General features: G+C 52.7%; 12 protein-coding genes. 3 read left to right on the top strand and 9 right to left on the bottom strand.

Annotation, left to right across the window (positions count from 1 at the left end):
• Positions 1-409: 409 nt before the first annotated feature.
• Positions 410-3,874 (bottom strand): preprotein translocase subunit SecA, encoded by a 3,465-nt coding sequence (gene secA, locus JMJ16_RS25865; RefSeq protein WP_201386259.1) that lies wholly within the window; start codon positions 3,872-3,874, stop codon positions 410-412.
• Between the two features lie 414 nt (positions 3,875-4,288).
• Between secA and JMJ16_RS25860 the strand changes: the two genes are divergently transcribed.
• Complete coding sequence (locus tag JMJ16_RS25860; RefSeq protein ID WP_201386251.1) at positions 4,289-4,588, top strand: hypothetical protein; 300 nt, start codon at positions 4,289-4,291, stop codon at positions 4,586-4,588.
• 63 nt (positions 4,589-4,651) lie between these two features.
• Here the strand turns inward: JMJ16_RS25860 and JMJ16_RS25855 are convergent, their stop codons facing one another.
• The 4 genes from JMJ16_RS25855 to JMJ16_RS25840 all read right to left on the bottom strand — a co-directional run bounded on the left by JMJ16_RS25855 (position 4,652) and on the right by JMJ16_RS25840 (position 11,235).
• The gene (locus JMJ16_RS25855) at positions 4,652-5,764 is read right to left on the bottom strand and encodes a hypothetical protein (protein WP_201386249.1); all 1,113 of its coding nucleotides are present in this window, start codon (positions 5,762-5,764) and stop codon (positions 4,652-4,654) included.
• A gap of 113 nt (positions 5,765-5,877) precedes the next feature.
• A complete protein-coding gene (locus tag JMJ16_RS25850) occupies positions 5,878-6,990 on the bottom strand; it encodes a hypothetical protein (RefSeq protein ID WP_201386248.1) in 1,113 nt (370 codons plus the stop codon).
• Between the two features lie 155 nt (positions 6,991-7,145).
• Positions 7,146-9,620 carry a transglutaminase domain-containing protein gene (locus tag JMJ16_RS25845; protein ID WP_201386247.1) on the bottom strand — a complete coding sequence of 825 codons (2,475 nt, stop codon included), beginning with the start codon at positions 9,618-9,620 and terminating at the stop codon, positions 7,146-7,148.
• A 208-nt stretch (positions 9,621-9,828) separates the two neighbouring features.
• Complete coding sequence (locus JMJ16_RS25840; protein ID WP_255553246.1) at positions 9,829-11,235, bottom strand: MFS transporter; 1,407 nt, start codon at positions 11,233-11,235, stop codon at positions 9,829-9,831.
• Positions 11,236-11,569: 334 nt separating this feature from the next.
• Between JMJ16_RS25840 and JMJ16_RS25835 the strand changes: the two genes are divergently transcribed.
• Entirely contained in the window at positions 11,570-11,878 is a 309-nt protein-coding gene (locus JMJ16_RS25835) for a GlsB/YeaQ/YmgE family stress response membrane protein (RefSeq protein ID WP_201370885.1), read from the top strand.
• 241 nt (positions 11,879-12,119) lie between these two features.
• Positions 12,120-12,413 carry a GlsB/YeaQ/YmgE family stress response membrane protein gene (locus tag JMJ16_RS25830; protein ID WP_201370884.1) on the top strand — a complete coding sequence of 98 codons (294 nt, stop codon included), beginning with the start codon at positions 12,120-12,122 and terminating at the stop codon, positions 12,411-12,413.
• Positions 12,414-12,500: 87 nt separating this feature from the next.
• On the opposite strand, the gene JMJ16_RS25825 is transcribed toward JMJ16_RS25830, so the two are convergent.
• From JMJ16_RS25825 to JMJ16_RS25810, 4 genes are all read right to left on the bottom strand, one after another.
• Positions 12,501-14,402, bottom strand: a complete 1,902-nt coding sequence (locus JMJ16_RS25825) for a S8 family serine peptidase (protein WP_201386245.1) — start codon at positions 14,400-14,402, stop codon at positions 12,501-12,503.
• 101 nt (positions 14,403-14,503) lie between these two features.
• Positions 14,504-17,551, bottom strand: coding sequence for a CHAT domain-containing protein (locus JMJ16_RS25820; protein ID WP_201386243.1), 3,048 nt, complete (start codon positions 17,549-17,551; stop codon positions 14,504-14,506).
• 11 nt (positions 17,552-17,562) lie between these two features.
• Positions 17,563-18,378, bottom strand: coding sequence for a hypothetical protein (locus JMJ16_RS25815; RefSeq protein WP_201386241.1), 816 nt, complete (start codon positions 18,376-18,378; stop codon positions 17,563-17,565).
• A 372-nt stretch (positions 18,379-18,750) separates the two neighbouring features.
• Positions 18,751-19,440 carry a hypothetical protein gene (locus JMJ16_RS25810; RefSeq protein ID WP_201380605.1) on the bottom strand — a complete coding sequence of 230 codons (690 nt, stop codon included), beginning with the start codon at positions 19,438-19,440 and terminating at the stop codon, positions 18,751-18,753.
• Positions 19,441-19,682 lie beyond the last annotated feature (242 nt).

The following is a 19,682-nucleotide window of genomic DNA, read 5'->3' as shown; positions in this document are numbered from 1 at the left end:
CTTCTCTAAGTGGCATAAGAATCAGGAGGTGGCGTCATTGTCACCTCCCTGTTCTGCCAGGAGACGACGTTGTCTCCCTATCTTCTAAACCAAGAGTACCATGCAGGCGCAACAATAGTCCAGGCTTTTACTTCGCAGATTCTGAGGTAAAGCATAACCAAAAGGTTATATATCAGGTCATGCTCCCTGGCCAGATATATATATCAGCAGGCTTATCTCCTTGCTTAAAGGCATAGAAAGCGCTCGCTTCCTGCATATAGAACGACTTTCAGACGTCTTCCTCTGTCTAATAGTGTCAATTACACACCTTTTCAATAAGTCTTCCCTTATGCGCCAGTAAGCTTCCCCAAAAGCAAACCTCGGGCAGGAAAGAGTGCCTCTTTCCTGCCCGAGGTTTGCTTTTTAACCTTTATGCGCCATGACACTTTTTGAACTTCTTGCCGCTGCCACAGGGGCAGGGATCGTTACGCCCAACCTTGGCAGAGGCCGAGGCGCTACCGTTGGCGTTGCTGTAGCCATTGCTCTGGCTCTTCGCCGAACGCCCTGATGCGGACTTTGCCCTGGACTGCCCGCTCTTGCGCTGACCATTGGCTCGCGCACGCGTCTCCTCGCCGTTCTCGCTCTTGCTCTGACCACTGGCCTCCGCGATAGCATCGGCATTCGTCCGCACATTCGCGGGAATCTTGCGCACGGGCGCGGGACGGTCGATGGCCAGACGCACATCATTGCGAATAAGCTTGAGCAGCGCATCCACGGTATGGTGCTGGATCGCTACCTTCAGTTCATCAAACATGCGGTAGGACTCGTTCTTAAACTCGACCAAGGGATCGCGCTGGCCCAGGCTGCGCAGTCCGATACCGGCACGCATCACGTCCAGGGCGTCGATATGATCCATCCACATGCGATCCACGACCTGCAAGAGGTAGGTGCGCTCAAACTCGCGCAATGGATCAAACTGGGACACCCCTAACTCACGTGCCTGCTGCCTCAACTCCTCGCCACGCTTCTCATAGTGCTCCAACACCAGCTCGGTCAGGTCGCTCTTGAGCTGTTCGCGACGGACAGAATTGATATTCTCTGGCAGAATGTCCTCTGGGATATTGACCCAGACCTCCAGCGTCTTGAAGAGGGTCTCCAGTTCCTCCTCTTCGGAGATAACATTGCCCGGGATACAGGCGTTGACGATGCGGGCGACCTCGCCCTCCATCATCTTCACGATGCGCTCATGCATGTCGCCATGTTCAAGAATGGCGCGGCGGTCGCTATAGATAACGGCACGCTGCTGCGCGATCACGTCGTCATATTCAACGACGTTCTTACGCACATCAAAGTTGTAGCCCTCTACGCGGCTCTGAGCGCTTTCAATCATGCGCGAGAAGAGCTTACTCTCCAGCGGTAGGTCGCCCATGCCCGCGCGCTCCATAAGGCCAGATACACGGTCAGCGGCGAAGCGGCGCATCAGCTCATCGTCCAGGGCCAGGAAGAAGCGTGTGGAGCCAGGATCGCCCTGGCGGCCCGCGCGACCACGCAACTGGTTATCAATACGCCGCGACTCATGGCGCTCGGTACCAATAATATGCAGACCACCTAGCTCACGTACTCTCGCACGATCTTTCTCGCACTCAAGCTCTTTCTGGCGCAGCAGCTCTTGCTTCTCCGCCTCCGTCATATTTGCGAGATATTCCTGAATGGCCTCTTCCTTCTCGGCCCGCTCATCCTCGTTGCGCTCAGGCATGTCACGAATATAATCGACATGCTCCACATGCTTACGCAGGATGGAGTCATAGAAGCCTTCTGCGTTCCCGCCCAGGAGAATGTCAGTACCACGACCAGCCATGTTGGTAGCGATAGTTACCGCGCCACTGCGGCCAGCCTGGGCCACAATATGCGCCTCGCGTTCGTGGTGCTTCGCGTTTAGAACCTCGTGAGGTACACCCTGCCTCTTCAACAGTTCAGAGAGCAGCTCCGAGATCTCGACCGAGGTTGTACCCACCAGCACCGGCTGCTCACGCTCATAGCACTCCTTGATCTCTTCCACTACCGCGTTGAACTTGGCCTCTTGCGTGCGGTAGATATAGTCGGGCATATCCTCACGAACCCTGGGCTTGTTGGGCGGGATGTTGACCACATCCAACTTGTAGATTTTATGGAACTCCTCGGCCTCGGTCATGGCAGTACCGGTCATACCCGCCAGTTTCTCATAGAGGCGGAAGTAGTTCTGGAAGGTAATTGTAGCCAGGGTATGGTTTTCGCGCTGAACCTTGACGCCCTCTTTGGCCTCAATCGCCTGGTGTAGACCCTCGCTATACCGGCGGCCCGCCATCTGGCGCCCGGTAAACTCATCAACGATAACGACCTCGCCATCCTTCACGATGTAGTCTTTATCGCGCTTGAAGATGATCTCGGCCTTGAGGGCATTCTCCATGTAGCGTGTCAGGTCCAGGTTCTCTTCATCGTAGATGTTCGTGACACCAGCCAGCTTCTCAATCTTCTCAATGCCCTCTTCGGTCATGAGCACGCTGCGCGTCTTCTCATCGATGGTATAGTCGGTCTCGGCCTTCAGGCGTGGCACCCAGCGCGCGAACTGCGCATACATATCGGTCGACTCCTGGCCCTGGCCAGAGATAATCAGCGGTGTACGGGCCTCGTCGATCAGAATATTATCCACCTCGTCGACGATGGCAAAATACAGCTCGCGTTGCATGACCTGGTCCAATGAAGTGACCATGTTGTCGCGCAGATAATCGAAACCGAATTCGTTATTTGTGCCATACGTGATATCGGCCTGGTAAGCCGCATTACGCTCAGGGGTATAGGGATCAATGGCGTTGACGACAACGCCAACTGTCAGACCAAGGAATTTATAGATGCGCCCCATCCACTCAGAGTCACGGCGGGCCAGGTAATCATTGACGGTCACAAGATGCACGCCTTTACCGGTCAGGGCATTAAGGTATATGGGGCTGGTCGCGACCAGCGTCTTACCTTCACCTGTGCCCATCTCGGCGATTTTGCCCTGGTGCAGGACGATGCCACCAATCAACTGGACGTCGTAGTGACGCATTTTGATGGTGCGCCAGCCTGCTTCGCGTACCGCCGCGAAGGCCTCAGGCAAGAGATCATCCAGCGTCTTGCCATTGCGATAGCGCTTCACCATCTCTGGCGCCAGTTCATCCATCTGATTGGCGCGTAAGGCCACCAGTTCAGGCTGTATCTCTTTCAGGATATTGGTCAGCAGCAGCTCCAGCTGCGCATTAGAGCCCTCCTCGCCATCGCTCGCCTTGCGCCTGGTCTCCTCAAAATGGGGCCAGAACTCCGTAAAGGCGCGTTTGAGATCGTCTTCATCGACCTCTTTCAGCAGTGGCTCTGCCTCTTGCAGCAGTTGCAGAATGGCCTGCTGGGGATCCTTTGCCTCATCAGGCCGTTCCCGCCGTTCACCAGCAAGCTTCATGGCTTTAACCACGCGTAGCTCGTTGAGCGCGGGAGAGAGCTTCTCGTATCCCTGCTCAAAACAGTCGGAGAGGGTGTCTTGCAGGCGTGTGCGCAGCAAATACTCGCCATTACGCTTGCGCTCAAGCTTCTGTCTATACGCAGAAATTGCCTGGTGCAACTGCTCATCCGTAAGATCGCCGGCCCAGGGTTCGGCTTTGTCCAGCGCCTCACGTAGCAGAAGAACCAGTTCGTCTTCAAGCACCTTGCCGCCTTTGAGGTAGAGGGCGAGCTGTGAGCGAAACTCAACCGTTTTAGCGGCCAGCTCTTCGTCACTCAACTCCTTCATCTCTGTTTCCAGCGCGTTAATTTTATCGATGACGGGTTGTATGACCTTTAATTCCTTTTTATTCGGGTCGCCCAGGATTTTTCCTAGTAATTGCATGATTCAGCGTTCTCCTACTGCTCGGCTGTGGTGCAATAGCGCAATTGTCAAAAACCTTAAAAATACAGGCACATTATATCATGTATAGTTTTATGAGCATACAGCTTCAAGGTACATCTTGAGTATAACCCAGGAACTAAATAGAAGAGACGATCAACAGCAGGTTAGCCTTTCTGGTTGGGAGTGTGATGCGCCCTGGCAGCCTGTGGCTGCCAGGGCGCATCACACTCCCAACCAGGGCGAGCGCAGCAGGCACGAGAGTGCAAGCACAAAATATTCTATACCTGTATACGTACGAAACGATGTTTAGTTAGAGCAGGAGGAGGACAACGGCTACATCAACACTTGCCTGCTTTGGCCTGGTCTATACTACTAGTAAGATCGGCAGATACCATGACCCAAAGGAGGGGGTGTATGTTCGCGGCGGTTGTCGAAAGCACTGTTTTTAACAACTTCTGGACCTGGACGTTCTGGATTATTTTGGGAGGACTGGCAGGCACGACGACAGAGATGATGCTCCACAGTAATACTATTGGCTGCGCAGGCAACATGTTTATCGGTATCCTCGGCGGCATCCTGGGGGGAGTAGTAATCGCTACCCTGGGCATTCAACCTGGGGCGCTTTTTTACACCTTTCTCCCCGCCTTCGGGAGCGCCTTCCTGCTCTTATTCATCGCTCAATTCTTCGCGCATATTCGCTATAATACACTTTAATTCAGAGAGAGTCTGGTCGCGTAGATCTGCGCGACCAGACTCTCTCTGACTTTTTATGCTCGTTTATGCGTTCCGCTTGCGATGCTTAATAAGATAGGCCGAACCAAGCAGCAGCACGGTCGCGATAAATGAACTGCCCAGAATAAAGGCGATGTTACGCAACCAGAGATCCGAGGTACTATCTGTCTGCTGGACAGGAGCCGTGTGATGCAGACACGTCAGCGGCCAGTAGCGAATCTTCTCCCCTCTGTAGTTCCAATACATCCGTGGTATCTCAATGCGAATCTCATCCCCAGCATGGGGCCAGAAGAACGGGGGATCAAAGATAGAAGGGTCGTAGTTATCCCCAGCCCCCGTAATCGACGGTAAAGGCGTTGGCGTCCCCTCGGGACCTCCATTGTTGTCGCCAGCACCAGGTGTCCCATTGCCATCCGTCACGCCTGGCGTTCCATTGCCATCCGTCACGCCTGGCGTTCCATCCACGTTCGCAATGCCTGGCGTCGCGCCATCATTGTCCGCGCTAATGGTAGGCGTGGCCTGATCTCCATCGGCAGGATCGACCGTTGGTGTATCATCTTCGCCTGGCTCTCCTGTTGGTGTGACCGTTACAGTAGGTGTAGCGGACGCAGTAGGATGCGGCTTCGCCGTTTTACGCACTATAGGGAGAGCGGGAGGATTGCTTGCTTTGGCGACTGGCAAGGCCTGGCTGGGTGGATAATACTGTTGAGCGCCTCCCTGAGCCGGAGGGTACTGTTGCTGCGTCCCACCTCCATTGCTCTGAGCAGGGGCCGAGGACTGACCGGAGCCCGATGAGTTCGTGTTGGCCTGGGTGCCATCGCTTGAACTTCCCTGGGAAGATGCGTTTGTCGCAGCGCTATTACATGGCTGTGTGCCGGGTACTTTCGCGACATCGTCCGGAGTTACCGGGGTCACGGTTCCAGAACCCGGCTGGTGTTGCTTCGCGCCTGTAGACGTGGTCCGCGTAATCTTTGCCTCCCGCTGGTCCGCATTCGCGGAGTGCCATGGTCCCTGACGTCCCGACGTAGGCCAAAAGTTCATGCCAACAATGACACACAGCATAGAGGCACAGATACACATGAACATAAACGTCACAAAAAATTTAGCGCCCCTGCGCCTGTTTTTCTGATTCCACAACGCCAACATTGTATCAATCATGGGTGTGCAAACTCCTCTCCCATCTCGTCAACCCCTGGTACTCAATTTACAGCCTATGCGGAAGCCTGAACACACTCGCCACGGTGGTGGCATGGGGTTTTCCGCATAAGCCTTCAGTCTACACAATTGCGCCCTTTAGTATTACTGTTATTACTGGGCTGAAATTGGGCTTTCAAACGACTCACCATCTGCTTCTGGCGTAAATTCTCCACTATCCCCGCATCGGGAAGTTGTCCCAGGTTCAAGCGCGAGGTCAACGAGGGCGTCAGATTCAGCAAGCGATCCTGCTGTTGCGCTTCTTGCCTGTGTTGCCAATGTGCCAAGATACGTTCAAGAAACAGGGCGCACTCTACCGGATGGCGAACCGCGAAGATCTCCGGCCTGGGCCAATGCTCCGCCGTAAAAGCAATTGCTTCATACGCACGCGAAATATGCAACACCTGCGCATAGGCCAGAACAATCTGGTTTTTACGCCCAAAATAGATCAGGCGCTCACTGGTCAGCACCAACTTGCCATGGTCTCTCGGCATATAACGCTTACCGCTCATCGAGGGGCGCTCCTGCCCACAAAGCATGGCATCAGTTATATAATGCGCCTCTTCACCAGGCAAGAGAGGCATAGGAATTTCAACGACAGGCAGGTGCTCAGACTCAAGCTGCGTCAGGACATGGCTTATATCAAACCCATAGGTATGGCGCATACGTTCAAGCAAGAAACGGCGCTGGCGACGCTCACGCTGCTCCTGGTAACGCCGTGCCCAGCGTGGTATCTCGCTTGGTTCGGCCACTGAGCAACGACGGATGGGGGAAATGCCGTTGTCCAGGCTTACCTCGGCATCAAGAGGCGTAGGTTCCAGGGCCGGTTGGGGGAAAGAAGCCCCAGGCGAAGATGGACGCGGATGCCTCGGCTGCGAACAGCGCCGCTCAGTTCGTGCATCCACTACGCAGATATCATTCCCGGTATGCAAGCGCAGCCAACGATGCAAGTACGCGACCAGGCGCTCAGCCACTTCGACATCTGGCATGCCGCGTAACACAATTTTCTTCTCTTGAAAACACAGCTCCACGCGTGCTGAGGGCACGCCAAATAAATGATGATACTGAGGGCGCACGCTTTTCAAGCGCGTCAGCTTGTAGGCCTTACCATTCACATCCAGGTACTCAGGGTAGAGCCTGACATGATGGCCCAACCCAAATGCACTCTCCACCATTGGCTCCAGTGGCATCGCACTCCTCCTCTCCACCTCGGGAGGATACTACGTGTATCCCCCTAGATATTCATTATACAGAACGAGGGGAGAATGTGCGTGTAACAACCATTAAAGCATCTAAAGACACTTATCTAAAATAAGCCTCTCAGAGCTTTGAAATGGGCAAGCCCCTACGTTCTTCGCCACTTGTTCAACAGCAAGTGCCAGGCCATGCCCCGCAACGCGGGCTGCATGCGCCGAGTCTCTGCCGAGGCATCAGGAGACGGAACGCTGGAGCGTGGCCCCCAACGATCCCGCACGAAAAGCTCGGTTAGGCGCCACAAGGGAGCAACCTGTCCAGGCGCCTGCTGGCTCAGCATCCCGCTATATTCATACGGCGTCTGCCACGGGCGTGGTGCAAAGCCGAACTTACTCGCCAGCCAGCAAAAGCGCCAGTAGGTACTCGCGATAAAAGTACTATTCGCATAGAGGCCTCGCCACCAGGAAGTGAACAGCGCCAGGCCAAATATAACCACCGCGATCAGCAACGCCAGCAGGGCTATATTCAGCAATACAGCATCGCTTATCCCACCTGCCCATTGTACACCCGTGCCGCCTGTCGCCGCATCTGGTGGTGGCGTTGGCTGATGATGCGTCAATGGAGTATTCTTCGCAGTAGCAGTGCTCGTTGGAGTGGGCTTTTGTGCCGGTTGCGTTGGCGTCACTGTAGGTGTTGGTTTGGCGGGTGAGGTTGTAGAATAGCCCGGCGTGGGCTCGAAATTGACCCAGCCCAGATTGGGAAAATAGGCCTGCACCCAACTATGAGCATCCTGTCCATCGACAATCCAGGCCTTGCGCTGCTCATCAAAATGGCCGCTACTAAACCCATTGGCCATACGCGTTGGAATGTGCAACATGCGCGCCATCACAATCATGGCGCTGGCATAGTAAGTACAATAGCCCCGTTTATTCTGTAGCAACCAATCAACCACATTCGCGCTACTGACGATATCTGGATTACTTACAGAATAGGTAAACTGAGTCTGATCGCTGAGATGCTGCTCCAGCGCCTTGAGTGCCCCATAGGTCGTAGACGTATTCCCCACCCATTGTTTGACTTGAGTCAGCACACGAGGCGAGTAATCCTTCTCATCAATTTGCGTGTAGCTGCCTTTGATAATGTCATAATTGGTATCCGCATTCCAGAAAGCCGGGTCGCGCTCGGGAAGAGGAACTGTGGCGAGAAGATCTGGATCGTGTGGTGGAAGTTGAGAGATCACAGTGTATGCCTCGCCCTTCTGCAAGGGATTCTGTTGCATCCAGGTATTCGCCGTCACGTCATAAGAGATAGCCGTTGACACATCAAAGCGCACAGGCTGCTCTGGAGCAAAGATATACGCAGGTCCTCCCGGTGGCTGCGTCAGTATCACCCGGGTAGTGATCTGGTCATCACTAACCTGAGGTACATCAGATTGCAGCATGGCATTCGGCTCAAAATACTGCGTAGCGTTCTGATCTAATGAACTCTTCCAACTCAGATGGCCATCGAAGTCATTGAATGTAAAGCCAAGCAGATATTGAGGTTTCTGATTAGAGCTGGTATATGAAAGAACCTCGCCCTTGGGCAGGTTCACCTGGCCGGTAATATGCAAACGCTTATCAAAGAAATTCGACGGCGTGCCATTAAACAGGCTGGAAGGATCACGCCAGGAGAAACGACCATTCACCAGGTTGTTCCACCCATTATCCAGGTGGTCCCAGAATACCACGCCACTCTGCGTCTGCTGCGCGAAGGGCAAGAAGCTGCTAAGTAGAAGCGTACAGAGCGTAAAACCACAAGTTACCTGCATACAGCGCCAGGCCATGCCGCGCAACCAGGAGCGATCAGTATACAGGCCATCACGCCTCCATTGCGCGACCTGGGCCGCCAGGTGCACACGCGCCACCAGCAGCATCAGAGCGCCGCCCAGTATACAGACCAGGTAGACCGCATCCTGTTTTACATAGTTGAGGTTTACCAGCAGAATCGCACTATAGATCAAGGCCACAAGCCAGGGTAAGCGCGCGCGATAGACAAGCCAGCAGCCAAAGTAGCCCAGAAAAAAGGTCAGGAAGGTCAGGTAAAAGAAGAAGAGTGCCTCCGCCAATCCAGGCGGAAGGTCCAGCAGCGAGCCAGTAAAGACGGAACGCAAGCCATTCAGCACAAGCGTGATAGACACATGATAGGCGGCAAAACTCGTCAACCATAAAGCGAACCAGAAACCCAGCAGGCAGGTCCCCAGGTGAAAGAGGCTTTGCGGACCCTTTGGTAACTTCGCAATGATCAAGCCAAGCACCATGCCCAGCAAGCCTCCCCAGGGAAACAAGGTATCATGTCCCACCCACTTTGCGGCCTGCATCGACGCAATCACACAATATAATGCTACGCCTAAACAGACGAGGGGTAACCAACCCTCCAGGGGCGCAAGCACCAGCGAGGGACGAGCCTTCTGTCCATTCGCCGCTGGCAGAGGCGTTTTGGATGTTCCGCGAGAACGGGAAAAACCTGGAGTGGCTGAATAGGTGGGGAGAGAAGTTATTGACTGCGGCACATGCCGAACTGCTCCATCAAACGGCTTCACTGGCATTGGAGATGAACGCTTTGGATCGACTACGCTTGGCCTCATCAATGCTCCCTTATCACTTTACAGTAGCAACATATGGTACGCGCTGATACAAAACATTTTAAGCAATATAGAATTATATAACACAAGAGGTGTTTTTGCCACATTCATCTGGACATGCCTTGCAATCATATCCCTCTATATATAAATGTCGCAAATTAGCCGCTAAAAGTCACGCATTGCACCTATTTTTGCTATTTCATGAGATATTTTACTGCATGGACGTGTTCTTCTTTCCAAAGAAGAGGAGCAGAAGGCTGGGGGCCAGAAGGAGACAGAAACCACCAAAGACAAAGGAGGCTGAAAGACTCACACTAGACTGCAACCAGCCTGCAATCGTTGGGCCAATGCTAAAGCCAATACTCCAGGTCACGGCGTAGCAGCCGGCGAGAATTGCGCGCTGGCGGTCTGAGACCTGCTCCATGGCGAAGGCGGCATAGACAGGCTCAATCAAGGTGCGCAGAAATGAGCGTGCATACTCGCCCGTAATCGCCAATGGCAGCGTAGGCGCAAAGCCAATCAAGACCATCAAAGGAGCGCTGATATACTGCACCGAGGTCACCAGGCGCAACTTACTCCAGCGTTTGACAAAGAGCGGCGCCGTTAACGAGAAGATTCCACCAGCCAGGCCCGAGATCGTAAAGATGATGCCCAGGGTACCCGGTAAGAGCTGGAAGCGCAGCACAAAATAGAGCTGGATCAGGGCGACAACCGCCCCCTCGCCCATAGTAAAGACCAGGTCGGGCAGGAGCAATTTCACGAAGAGCCAGGTAGAGGATTGTTCAGCTCGAACGTCTCTAACCTCATTGGCCTGCTCACTGGCAGCCTCGCGTGACGTTGCCTTGTCCAGGCCTCTTGGCTCTTGCAGCAGCCAGAGCGGCAGACCAAAGACAAAGGTAAACAGGGCAGCGCTAAAGACGCCCCAGCGCAGTGGAATAGTCGAACCAGCCGAGACATGCAGCAAGCCCGCCACAAACTCAGGAATCGCTCCACCCAGGAGATTGCCCAGCGCCCCAATTCCCAGCAAGAGAAAGCTATTGAGTGCCAGCACACCTACCCGCTGCTCCTGGGTTGTGCTCTCCGATAGCAACGGCAGGTTCGTCACCCAATAGGCAGTCGAGACCAATCCCTGAATCAGGTTGGCAACCAGTAACAGCGGCGCCGACGTTACCAGAGCACAGAGCGCTAGCATCAACGGCGTCAGGAAGGCCGTCAGCAGCAAAACCGGCTTACGCCCTATGCGATTGACGAGCATACCCGTAGGCACCGCCGCAATACAGGCCCCAACGGCGGGCATGGCGCTAAAAACGCCGATAAAATCTGGCTGATAGCCCAGGCTATGCACATAATAGTTGAGTGTGAGGGCCGCGATACTAAGTTGAAAGCCTTTTCCTGTGGTAAATAGCAACAATAAATAGACATTGCGTGGCAAGCGCCAGAAGGAAGAAACCGCAGCACGTTTTTGTGTTACTTTGTCTCCTTGTACACGAGGTTCTGAGGAATTCGACACCGAAGGCATGTGAACATTACTCCTGAATAAGTAGATACATGCCCATACCTTAACATAGGCTAGCGGAAGAGGGCAATGGTCAAATGGCCAGGAGAACTCTTTAAGCATTTATTAAGCAAATAAAGGAATTTTTAGGTAAGAGCTAAGAACTATTAGACTTTGTATTGCTGACTTGATTTATGCAAACATTTCTATTATTATACAAACACAAGCAACGATACTAGAATTTGTGGGCAAAGCAAGAATAGTATCGCTCCATTGCTTCAAACAGGTATTCTTGATATTGCGTCCAAAAAGCAAGTTGTTTATCCAGGTATCCATTTTCCGTTGATAAGTGCCTCTCGAAAACCTGAGCGCGCTAGCGCTAGCCGCGAGAGGGCGCTGCGCCCCCGAATGGGGGTTGGTTTTCGCATAAGGAGTAAGAGCGAAGGAGGAGAATCGCATGCTTACATTTGCGACGTTTATCCTTGGAGCTACTCTCAATCCCGGCGGCATTATTGGTTGGATTGTCGTGGGCTTGATCGCAGGCTTCCTCGCCAGCCTGGTCATGCGTGGTGGTGGTTATGGCATCCTAGGCGACCTGATCGTTGGTCTCGTCGGCGCTCTCATTGGTGGCTTCATTGCCAATCTGCTGATCCCAGGCGGAAACTTTGGCCTGATTGGCAGTCTGATTGTCGCCTTTATTGGCGCCTGCATTCTCATTGCTATCCTGCATGCTGTTGGGCGTGGGCGCACACGTTCTACGCTCTAGCAAGTAGCACATCACGGGCTTCTCATGTTCTGAGAAAGTACGTAGACATTTGTAACCAGGACACTGCCTTTTCAAGAGAAGTGGATGCCGCCAGATTAGGCGGCATCCACTTCTCTTTTGCTTCTCCTCACCCATTCCTCACACCAGCATATAACTTTCATGCTCTCAGCAACGTATATCATGGCAGAGTATTATCAATAGCAACCTGACTGTTCCACGCTGAGAGGAGCGTTCATCTTTTATGATTACGATTCATCCCGGCAATGTCTATGCCATTCTTCAGCCCGGTGATATTATCGCCTGGCTTCTCGTTGGCCTCATCTCAGGCTACATCGCCAGCATCCTGGTACGAGGGCGCGGCTTTGGCTGCCTTGGAGATATAGTGATTGGACTCATTGGTTCGTTTATCGGAGGAATGATCGCTAATTACCTAAATATCAGCGGCAACTTCCACTTCTGCGGCACCATTGTGATCTCGGTCATTGGCGCCGTCATTCTCCTTACCATTATCAAACTTCTCTTTGGCGACCGTTGACCAGAAGCATCTTGATGTCTACATGCAAAAGAAGGAGCCAGGTAAAAACCTGGCTCCTTCTTTTGCATGTAGACATCAAGAACACGTTTAATCATGCGTCACAGCCTCAACAGGAATGGGTTCTGAGGGAGAGACTTGACCAGGATGGGCCTGCTCCGCGCGTAAGAGGCTTACTCCTAACTCAGGCTGCACACTGAGCGAGCTTCCCAGCGTCTCCTGCTGCCCCTCAGGAGTCGTCAGCGCCCACATGACCTCGGCGGCAACATGACGTGCCGGCAGGTTCATGGGCTGGATATGCTCAAGCACACGGGCCGCGACCGCGCTCACAATCGGCGTAGCAAAGGAGGTACCAGACCAGTAGGCCCAGCCATTGGTATTGGGAGCAGGATACTCCGATGCTGGCGGATTCTTACCCTCGAAGGCGGGATAGCGCTGTGAGCTATAGAGACCAATCAATGCGTCCACTTCATCACGCTTTATATCTCTTTGTGTGGGAATACCGCCGCCGTAGGTCGTGATACCGTTGCGCTGTGCTGGCAACTTGGGATAGTTGCTATAGCGCGCCGCCTCGCCATCACGGTCTACCGCGCCGACGGCAAGAACCTCGGGGAAGGCCGCCGGGTAACGTGGACCAATACGTCCCGCCAGCTCTGGCGTGTTTGAATCATTGCCAGCCGCAGCCACGATCACCGCGCCACACTCGCTCAGACGCTGAATAGCCCGTTGCAATGGCGCGCGCAGGGTCGCCAGGTCATAGGCCATACTCAGGGTATTCTGGCCATATGTGTTGCCAGAAGAGGCATGCCAGTAGGTAAAGAGGTTTTCATCCGAGGGGGTCATCACCAGACTCAGGTTGATCACCACAGGCTTATTAAAGAGGTCTCCCTGCTGGCCTGTCTGTGGATCGATGCGCGACATGCGTCCATGAATCCACTCCAGCGTGTTAATCAGGGTATAGCAATCGCCCGCGCCAAAGTCATTCAGCACACGTATATACTCGATATCAGCCTCAGGCGCAAGCTCACGCACAATCCCGGTCACAAAGAGGCCATGATCAGGCATACCAAAGGCATATTGCTTCCCATTGAGGTCCCGGCCCACCACCATCTGATTCTCGGCATTCTCTTGTAGGAGGGAGCAAAGCGGCTGATAGGAGAACTTAATGAGGGGAGACTGCTCGCGGTTCATCTGCTCAGCCACCGTCTGTAAGAGTTTGTTATTTCCACCGGCACGCTGAGCCGCCTCAGTAATAGCATTCGTTGTCGCATCAGGATTTGTAGGCAGCTCAGGCATGGTATCCAGGACAAAGACCGTCACCCCTTTCCCGTTCTTCGTGGCAATAGGTGAGTTTTTGAGATCTGGCAGGGAAATGTCACAAGCACCAGTATGCTGTCCATCGCTACCGCTTTCCGGAAGCGGCAAGGGAGGCAAGGCTGGTCCGCCATGAATAATGCAGTCTACTGGTGCCGCGCCACCTACCCAGTTTGGCGCCGCTGCCACCAGGGGCAGGCCAAGATCCTGACGAAGCGTCTCCATGTTGTGATTGATCAGATTTACAACCTGGCGAGCATATGATAGGTCATATCCCGATGCTAGCATATCCTGCATCGGATACTCTGCCTTGATATCGTCCACCGTAAAAAAGCCGACAACAGTTACACCACTTCCATCTGGTGTTTTGAAGCGGCAATGACAGCTAGAGTGGGACAACCATTCATCTAAAGCAATTGTCGTGGCCTGATTTTGCTGGGACTCAGACGCCTCCTGCCCATCCGCTGGCGTCACATCTGAGAGATAAGGGGAGAGTTGAAAGCCACGCCTCTGGAGAAAAAGATTAAGATCTTCAATACCAAGAGAGCCGGATGTGCTCTTGTCGTCTAGCTGCCGCCCATCCTCAATGTGAAAGGTCAGGGTCACATGCTTCTCTACCCAAAGCATCTTGGCGGCGCTCCACCAGGGCTCGCGCATATTCATCGATGATGTTGACACAGACTACCTCCTGGGATGATGGTCTACAAGGTGGTCTACAAATACCACATCATACATATTTCTATCTATTAGCTAAACGCTACAACTACCTCTTTTTAGGCTCAAGTATTTATTTCTCCGCGCAACTTCTTGATTACCTGCTGGCTGAAAGGCTGTACATCCCCAACCAGGCGAAAGGCTGCCCAAAAGTAGGGATGACTATAGCGCGCACCTGCATGTTTGAGCATAGTTTGTTGCGCGAGGCGTAGCGCCTCCACCTTGCTCTCTCCCCGGAGTAAATGTTGATAGAACGTCTGCATCAAGAAGCTGGTCGATGCATCTTCAACCGGCCAGATGCTCATCACCAGCGAACGTGCTCCCGCAGCTAAAAAGGCTCGGCCCAATCCCAGTTGCTCATCCCCGCCACCACTCAGTGCCAGGCCGGTCTCGCAGCCACTCAGGGTCACCAGTTCACAGCCTTGCAGGTTCAACGAGAAGGCATCAATGGCATTGAGATAGCCATCCGTCAGTACAATGGAAGAGAAGTTTGGAGCATCCAGGCGACTATGGCCATGCGTCGCCAGGTGAATAAGGGGGCAACCCTGTGTCCCCGTTTGCAGGTGTTCAATGGTGGCCTCTTCTTCAAGCTTGCATGCTCCATGGAGCAGTTCAGCAATCGACCTGGCCTCCTCCAGAGCCGAAGGGAGATTGCTATGACCGGAACATCCCATCACCAGGGCTGTATAGATCTCATGCTCGTTCAATTGCCGCATATTCTGGAGGTCGAGTAATAGACTGCTTGCGGGCAAATAATTGATTTGAAAATCCTCGATTAAAAAACGCGAACCATCATAGAGCGCATGGAAGGGGAGTTGATGCAGAACGCCATAAGGCACAATTGTTAACAGTTTGGTTGTATCAGCGAGGTGCTCCGCCACGGGAGCAATGAGCAGGCGGTGCAATTTCTTCAACAAACCGCGAATGATCTGCTGTGGAGGATACAGGGCATCTGACCAGCCTCCTGGCTGCAAATGAGCATGTAGAAGCAGTAAATACTGTTCCAGTTGCGGGATTACACCCGGCTGCTTGCAAACAGAAAAGCTCTGCGCGGTAATGACAAAAATAACCAGTGTGCCTTGAAAAATATAATATGTCAGCAGCGTCTGGTCTGGCTGTAATGCCCGTTGCAACTGCTGCACATCCAGGCCCGAGGACGTACGCACACGCTTGCGATACCCTGTGATAGACGGAGTCTGAGCGCCATCGGAACGCAACAAATGTAGCCATTCAAAGAGCTCAGCGATTTTGGCTTCGCACTGCTTTACAGTAGCTTCGACCTCCTCACGATTGATCGAGGCAACCAGATCTTCATCCCGCGTTGCTAGCAAGGCGCTGTATTCATGGTACTTTTTCTGCCAGAGCGACAGCTCATACTCGCGTTGCAAGAGCGAAGCACCTTTCGCTCTCCTCACATCATCAAGTTCCCTGGCATCGTCTTCCTCACTAGCCCCTGGCTGCGCAAGCATTGACCTTCCCTGCGCAGCTTGCAAATATTGGCGCAAGGCAATTGAGCGTGCACGCTCCAGGTAATGAAAAGCCAGTTCATAGTGACCATCCTGAAGTTGCAGACCAATCATATCTTCGTAGACGTCCCAGGCGGTTCGTAGAAAAGTAGGCGAAAGATCATACACCAGGTCGCTCAAGAGATGTTCAATACGTCCAATCGCGCTCAAGAAGAAACGGTTGGCGTGTTGCCCATCACTTTGTAACAATGCCATGCGTCCGAGAAGGTGCAGGCTCCGATACACAATATCCTGTAGATTGGTATGTGTAGCACTTTTTACCAGTTGCCGACAGAGCTCCTGTGTCTGCGCCAGATTAATCTGGTAGGCCTCCGCCTGGCCTGCTTGAACCAGGCCAATTGCAGCCTCTACCATGGCAAGTTGCGCCTGCATCAGCAGCGCAATCAGGCCTTGAGCGTTATAGTATGCACTGATCTGTGCTGCCAGTTTATACGCCTTGCCATATATTTGCTGCTTGTTATAAGTCTCAGAGCGGCGCAATTGCGTCATCACAGTCAGGTAATCATAGCCTTGCGAGATAGTTTCGGCTTCTCCGAGAGGCTCTAGAGCCTCTTGTAAAGCTCCTGAGGCAATAAGGATAGTGGCATAGCCATGGAGACTATCAATCCTCTCCATTCGACTCTCTAGCTTTTCTGTTACCTCGACTGCCTGCGCTCCTATATTATGGGCGTCACTCACTCGATTCAACTTCAAAAAGCACATCGACATTTGCAGCAGCATACGAGCCAGAATCTGAGGGTTATCAATTTCGTGCTGTATGTAGATATTACGAGCATCATAATAATGCCTCAATGCTGAACCATAGTACCCTTGCACAAAGGCATTTTTGGCGATATTCATTTCGCTTGAAACAACTGAAATAATATCTCCGAGATCCTGAAAGCTTTGCTGGGACTTTCTCAGCAAGCTTGATGACTCCTCAAAGGCACCAATCAAGGCGAGATTTGTGGCTTTGTTATGTTCCGCAATCGCGATCGAACGCTGGAGATAGCTTTCATCAAATTCCTTCAAGAGCGGATATGTGGCTAACACACGATCATAGAGTTTCAGGGCCTGCTGGTACCGCCCAGCATACTTACAAATAATGGCCGTATTAATATCAATGGCGCAAGCCCAATAATATTCATCCAGGCTCATAAAAGTCTCACGCGCGCGCGTAGCAACTTGCAAAGCCTGCTCAATATCCCCTAACCAGGCACAAGAGACAATCCAGACAATGCGGCTCCGTGCCCAGTTCAATTCATCATCCAGCGTTTGAAATACGTCTCCCCCCTCATCCAGGCATTTCAGCGCGGCTTGGTTATATCCTTGATTAGCCAGTACGCCACCACGAGCGGTCATTCCCATGGCATATGAGGCAGTATGGCCTGTATGCTGGCCGTAAAATATCAGGAGATCGGCTAGTTTGAGGGCCAACGCGGGCTGGGCATGCAGCAGCTTGAGCGATGCTTCGCGCAGGCGAGGTCCAAAGATAGCAGGCTCACCCAGTTCAGCGCTATGTTCCTGGAGAAAACGCTTCCCTGCGTCGAGATCCAATGCTTGCAAGCGCTGTAGGAATGGCTCCAGGTCCATGGATTCTTTTACCATGTGCGACCCCATTAGCTACGTTCGATCTTCAATCCCTCGATGACGACTTCATTCTCCGGTAACTGCACGACCAGTGTATAGCTTCCCACTGGAACGGGCTTAAAGACAATATTGCCCAGATCATCGATTTTTGTGGATATAAGCGGAGGCTCTTTTTCCCAGCTAGTGCTAAGCATAATTTCCGGTTGTATGTCGCCAGGCTCTTGCAAGTGATTGAGGATAGGATAGAGGTGTGCATCGACTCCTTCGAATGCTTCTATGCTCTCATCGGGATCGACGCAGGAGAAAAGCCCGAGCATCATGAGATCGCCATTGCTGGCGCGTGAGAGGTGAAGCGAGATATTGAGTGTGCCAGCACGATACTGGCGTGGCCAGGGCGTCTCAGCGACCTCTCCACGCGTCACCAGTTGGGGCTGCCAGGGCACAAGCGTGGCGACTATACGCTCCGCCGCCCGGCGCAATACGCCAAGAGGCTGCCTACTCTCAGCGGGAAAGGCTTCGAAGGACTGCAACACCCGGCGAATCTCGCGTACGTCTTGTGCACACAAAGGGCAAAATGCAAGATGCTCACTTATGGTCATGACTTCGTCAGGGGAGAGATAATGAGCACAAAAGAGATTTAAGCTCGTAGCATCGGGACACTGACTACGGTACAGAGAATTAAGAAGAAAATTGTTTGTCTGTCTATAGCGCTCCAACCGCTCTCGACACTGCGCGCATCCGGCGAGATGACATGCCGCCTCTGTCGAGAGAGGGACATCATCTAACGCCAGGCTGAGCAATGCATCGTCTTCTGGAGCCATAATATGCGAACAATTTTTCATCATTAAGATCGTACTTCCTCCTTATCATCCCTGACATAGAAGCAAGCACGTCTCCTTTCTTGCTATGTATGGTGACACATACATGTGGGAATGGCAAAAACCCACATCTATTTTATTTTCTGCTTGCCTTCTCAAACTGTTATCGCTTTGTAAACGTTCCATATGCCATTTTTAGCGCCTCCTTTTTCTATCTCCTTCCCCTGGGGATAAAAAGGGGAAATTTTTGTGGGGAAACCCCACACCCCGGCAGGAGGGAGACCCTCCTGCACCTCCCCTAGTCGCGTACGCCTTAGTTCACCAAGCAAAGGGGAAGTTTTGGGGTGTACCAGCAGTAACCGCGCACGCCAGTAGCGGGCGACTGGCACGCCCCACCTGCTAGTGCTCGTTGTAGCTCATGCGCCAGCGAATTTTGTCTGAGTTGCGCAAAATACGCTCCATAATATTGCGCTTCAGGCGATAAATTTCGTCTTCACCGCTAAACTCACCAGGACAATAGTGAATAATTTCACGCGGCTTTAAGTTACAATGAAAGTGTAGATAGGCGACGCGCTGCTCTTTTTCGCCGGGCAGGATGGTTTTGATAATCTCCCAGAGCTCATTTTCGTGATAACGATCTTCTACAAATGGCTCCTCATGCCCTCCCTGCCCATAATCTGGTAGAGGCTCGATATGAGAGCGCGAAAAGGCCCGCAGCGTATCCATAATGGCACAGTTGAGGCACAGGTGTAAATAGCTTAACGCACCACCCAGGGTCGAGAAGCGCAGCTTCTGATCGCTGACCGCCTGCCAGAAACGCCGAAAGGTATCATCAATATAACTCTGCTCGCTTTCGTGCCGCAGCGCGGCTTCACGATTGGGATGCCGTCCCATCCAGAGGCGAATATTATCGCTAAACAGGCGCTGCAAGACCAGCCAGGCCTGCTCATCCTGGTTTACCACGGCCCGCCGCAGAATTTCTAAGCTGTACTGGTCGTTGCTTGGCTCCTTACGCCGGTAGCGGGCCATCTCCTGGTTACAACATGTTACAAGCTCCGCCAGGGTCATTTCTACAGGTGGTTTCTCCATCTTAATCCCCATCACGCTTTCCTAACTTCCTCTTCAGCGTGGGCTGAAGTTACTGTAACCTGCATATCACCGTTTTCGTCTTATACCTCTGCTTTATGCGCTTCGATTGTCACACGAACCTGACGCATCTCCCACACTGCGACTTCCTGCCTCTATGGCAAAACTACCATTAAATATTTAACCTGCTTTTATCTCTATATTAAAGTCATAATTTTTTTATAAACCAAAAGGATTACCTTTTA

The sequence above is a fragment of the Ktedonobacter sp. SOSP1-52 genome (genome assembly GCF_016587395.1).
This window is presented reverse-complemented; position numbering and strand designations above follow the sequence as displayed.

Coding starts and splice junctions, on each gene's coding strand:
- JMJ16_RS25815 (WP_201386241.1), bottom strand. CDS start 18,378: ATGATGAAAAATTGTTCGCATATTATGGCTCCAGAAGACGATGCATTG.
- JMJ16_RS25835 (WP_201370885.1), top strand. CDS start 11,570: ATGCTTACATTTGCGACGTTTATCCTTGGAGCTACTCTCAATCCCGGC.
- JMJ16_RS25850 (WP_201386248.1), bottom strand. CDS start 6,990: ATGCCACTGGAGCCAATGGTGGAGAGTGCATTTGGGTTGGGCCATCAT.
- JMJ16_RS25840 (WP_255553246.1), bottom strand. CDS start 11,235: ATGCTTAAAGAGTTCTCCTGGCCATTTGACCATTGCCCTCTTCCGCTA.
- JMJ16_RS25810 (WP_201380605.1), bottom strand. CDS start 19,440: ATGGAGAAACCACCTGTAGAAATGACCCTGGCGGAGCTTGTAACATGT.
- JMJ16_RS25830 (WP_201370884.1), top strand. CDS start 12,120: ATGATTACGATTCATCCCGGCAATGTCTATGCCATTCTTCAGCCCGGT.
- JMJ16_RS25845 (WP_201386247.1), bottom strand. CDS start 9,620: ATGAGGCCAAGCGTAGTCGATCCAAAGCGTTCATCTCCAATGCCAGTG.
- JMJ16_RS25855 (WP_201386249.1), bottom strand. CDS start 5,764: ATGATTGATACAATGTTGGCGTTGTGGAATCAGAAAAACAGGCGCAGG.
- JMJ16_RS25820 (WP_201386243.1), bottom strand. CDS start 17,551: ATGGTAAAAGAATCCATGGACCTGGAGCCATTCCTACAGCGCTTGCAA.
- secA (WP_201386259.1), bottom strand. CDS start 3,874: ATGCAATTACTAGGAAAAATCCTGGGCGACCCGAATAAAAAGGAATTA.
- JMJ16_RS25860 (WP_201386251.1), top strand. CDS start 4,289: ATGTTCGCGGCGGTTGTCGAAAGCACTGTTTTTAACAACTTCTGGACC.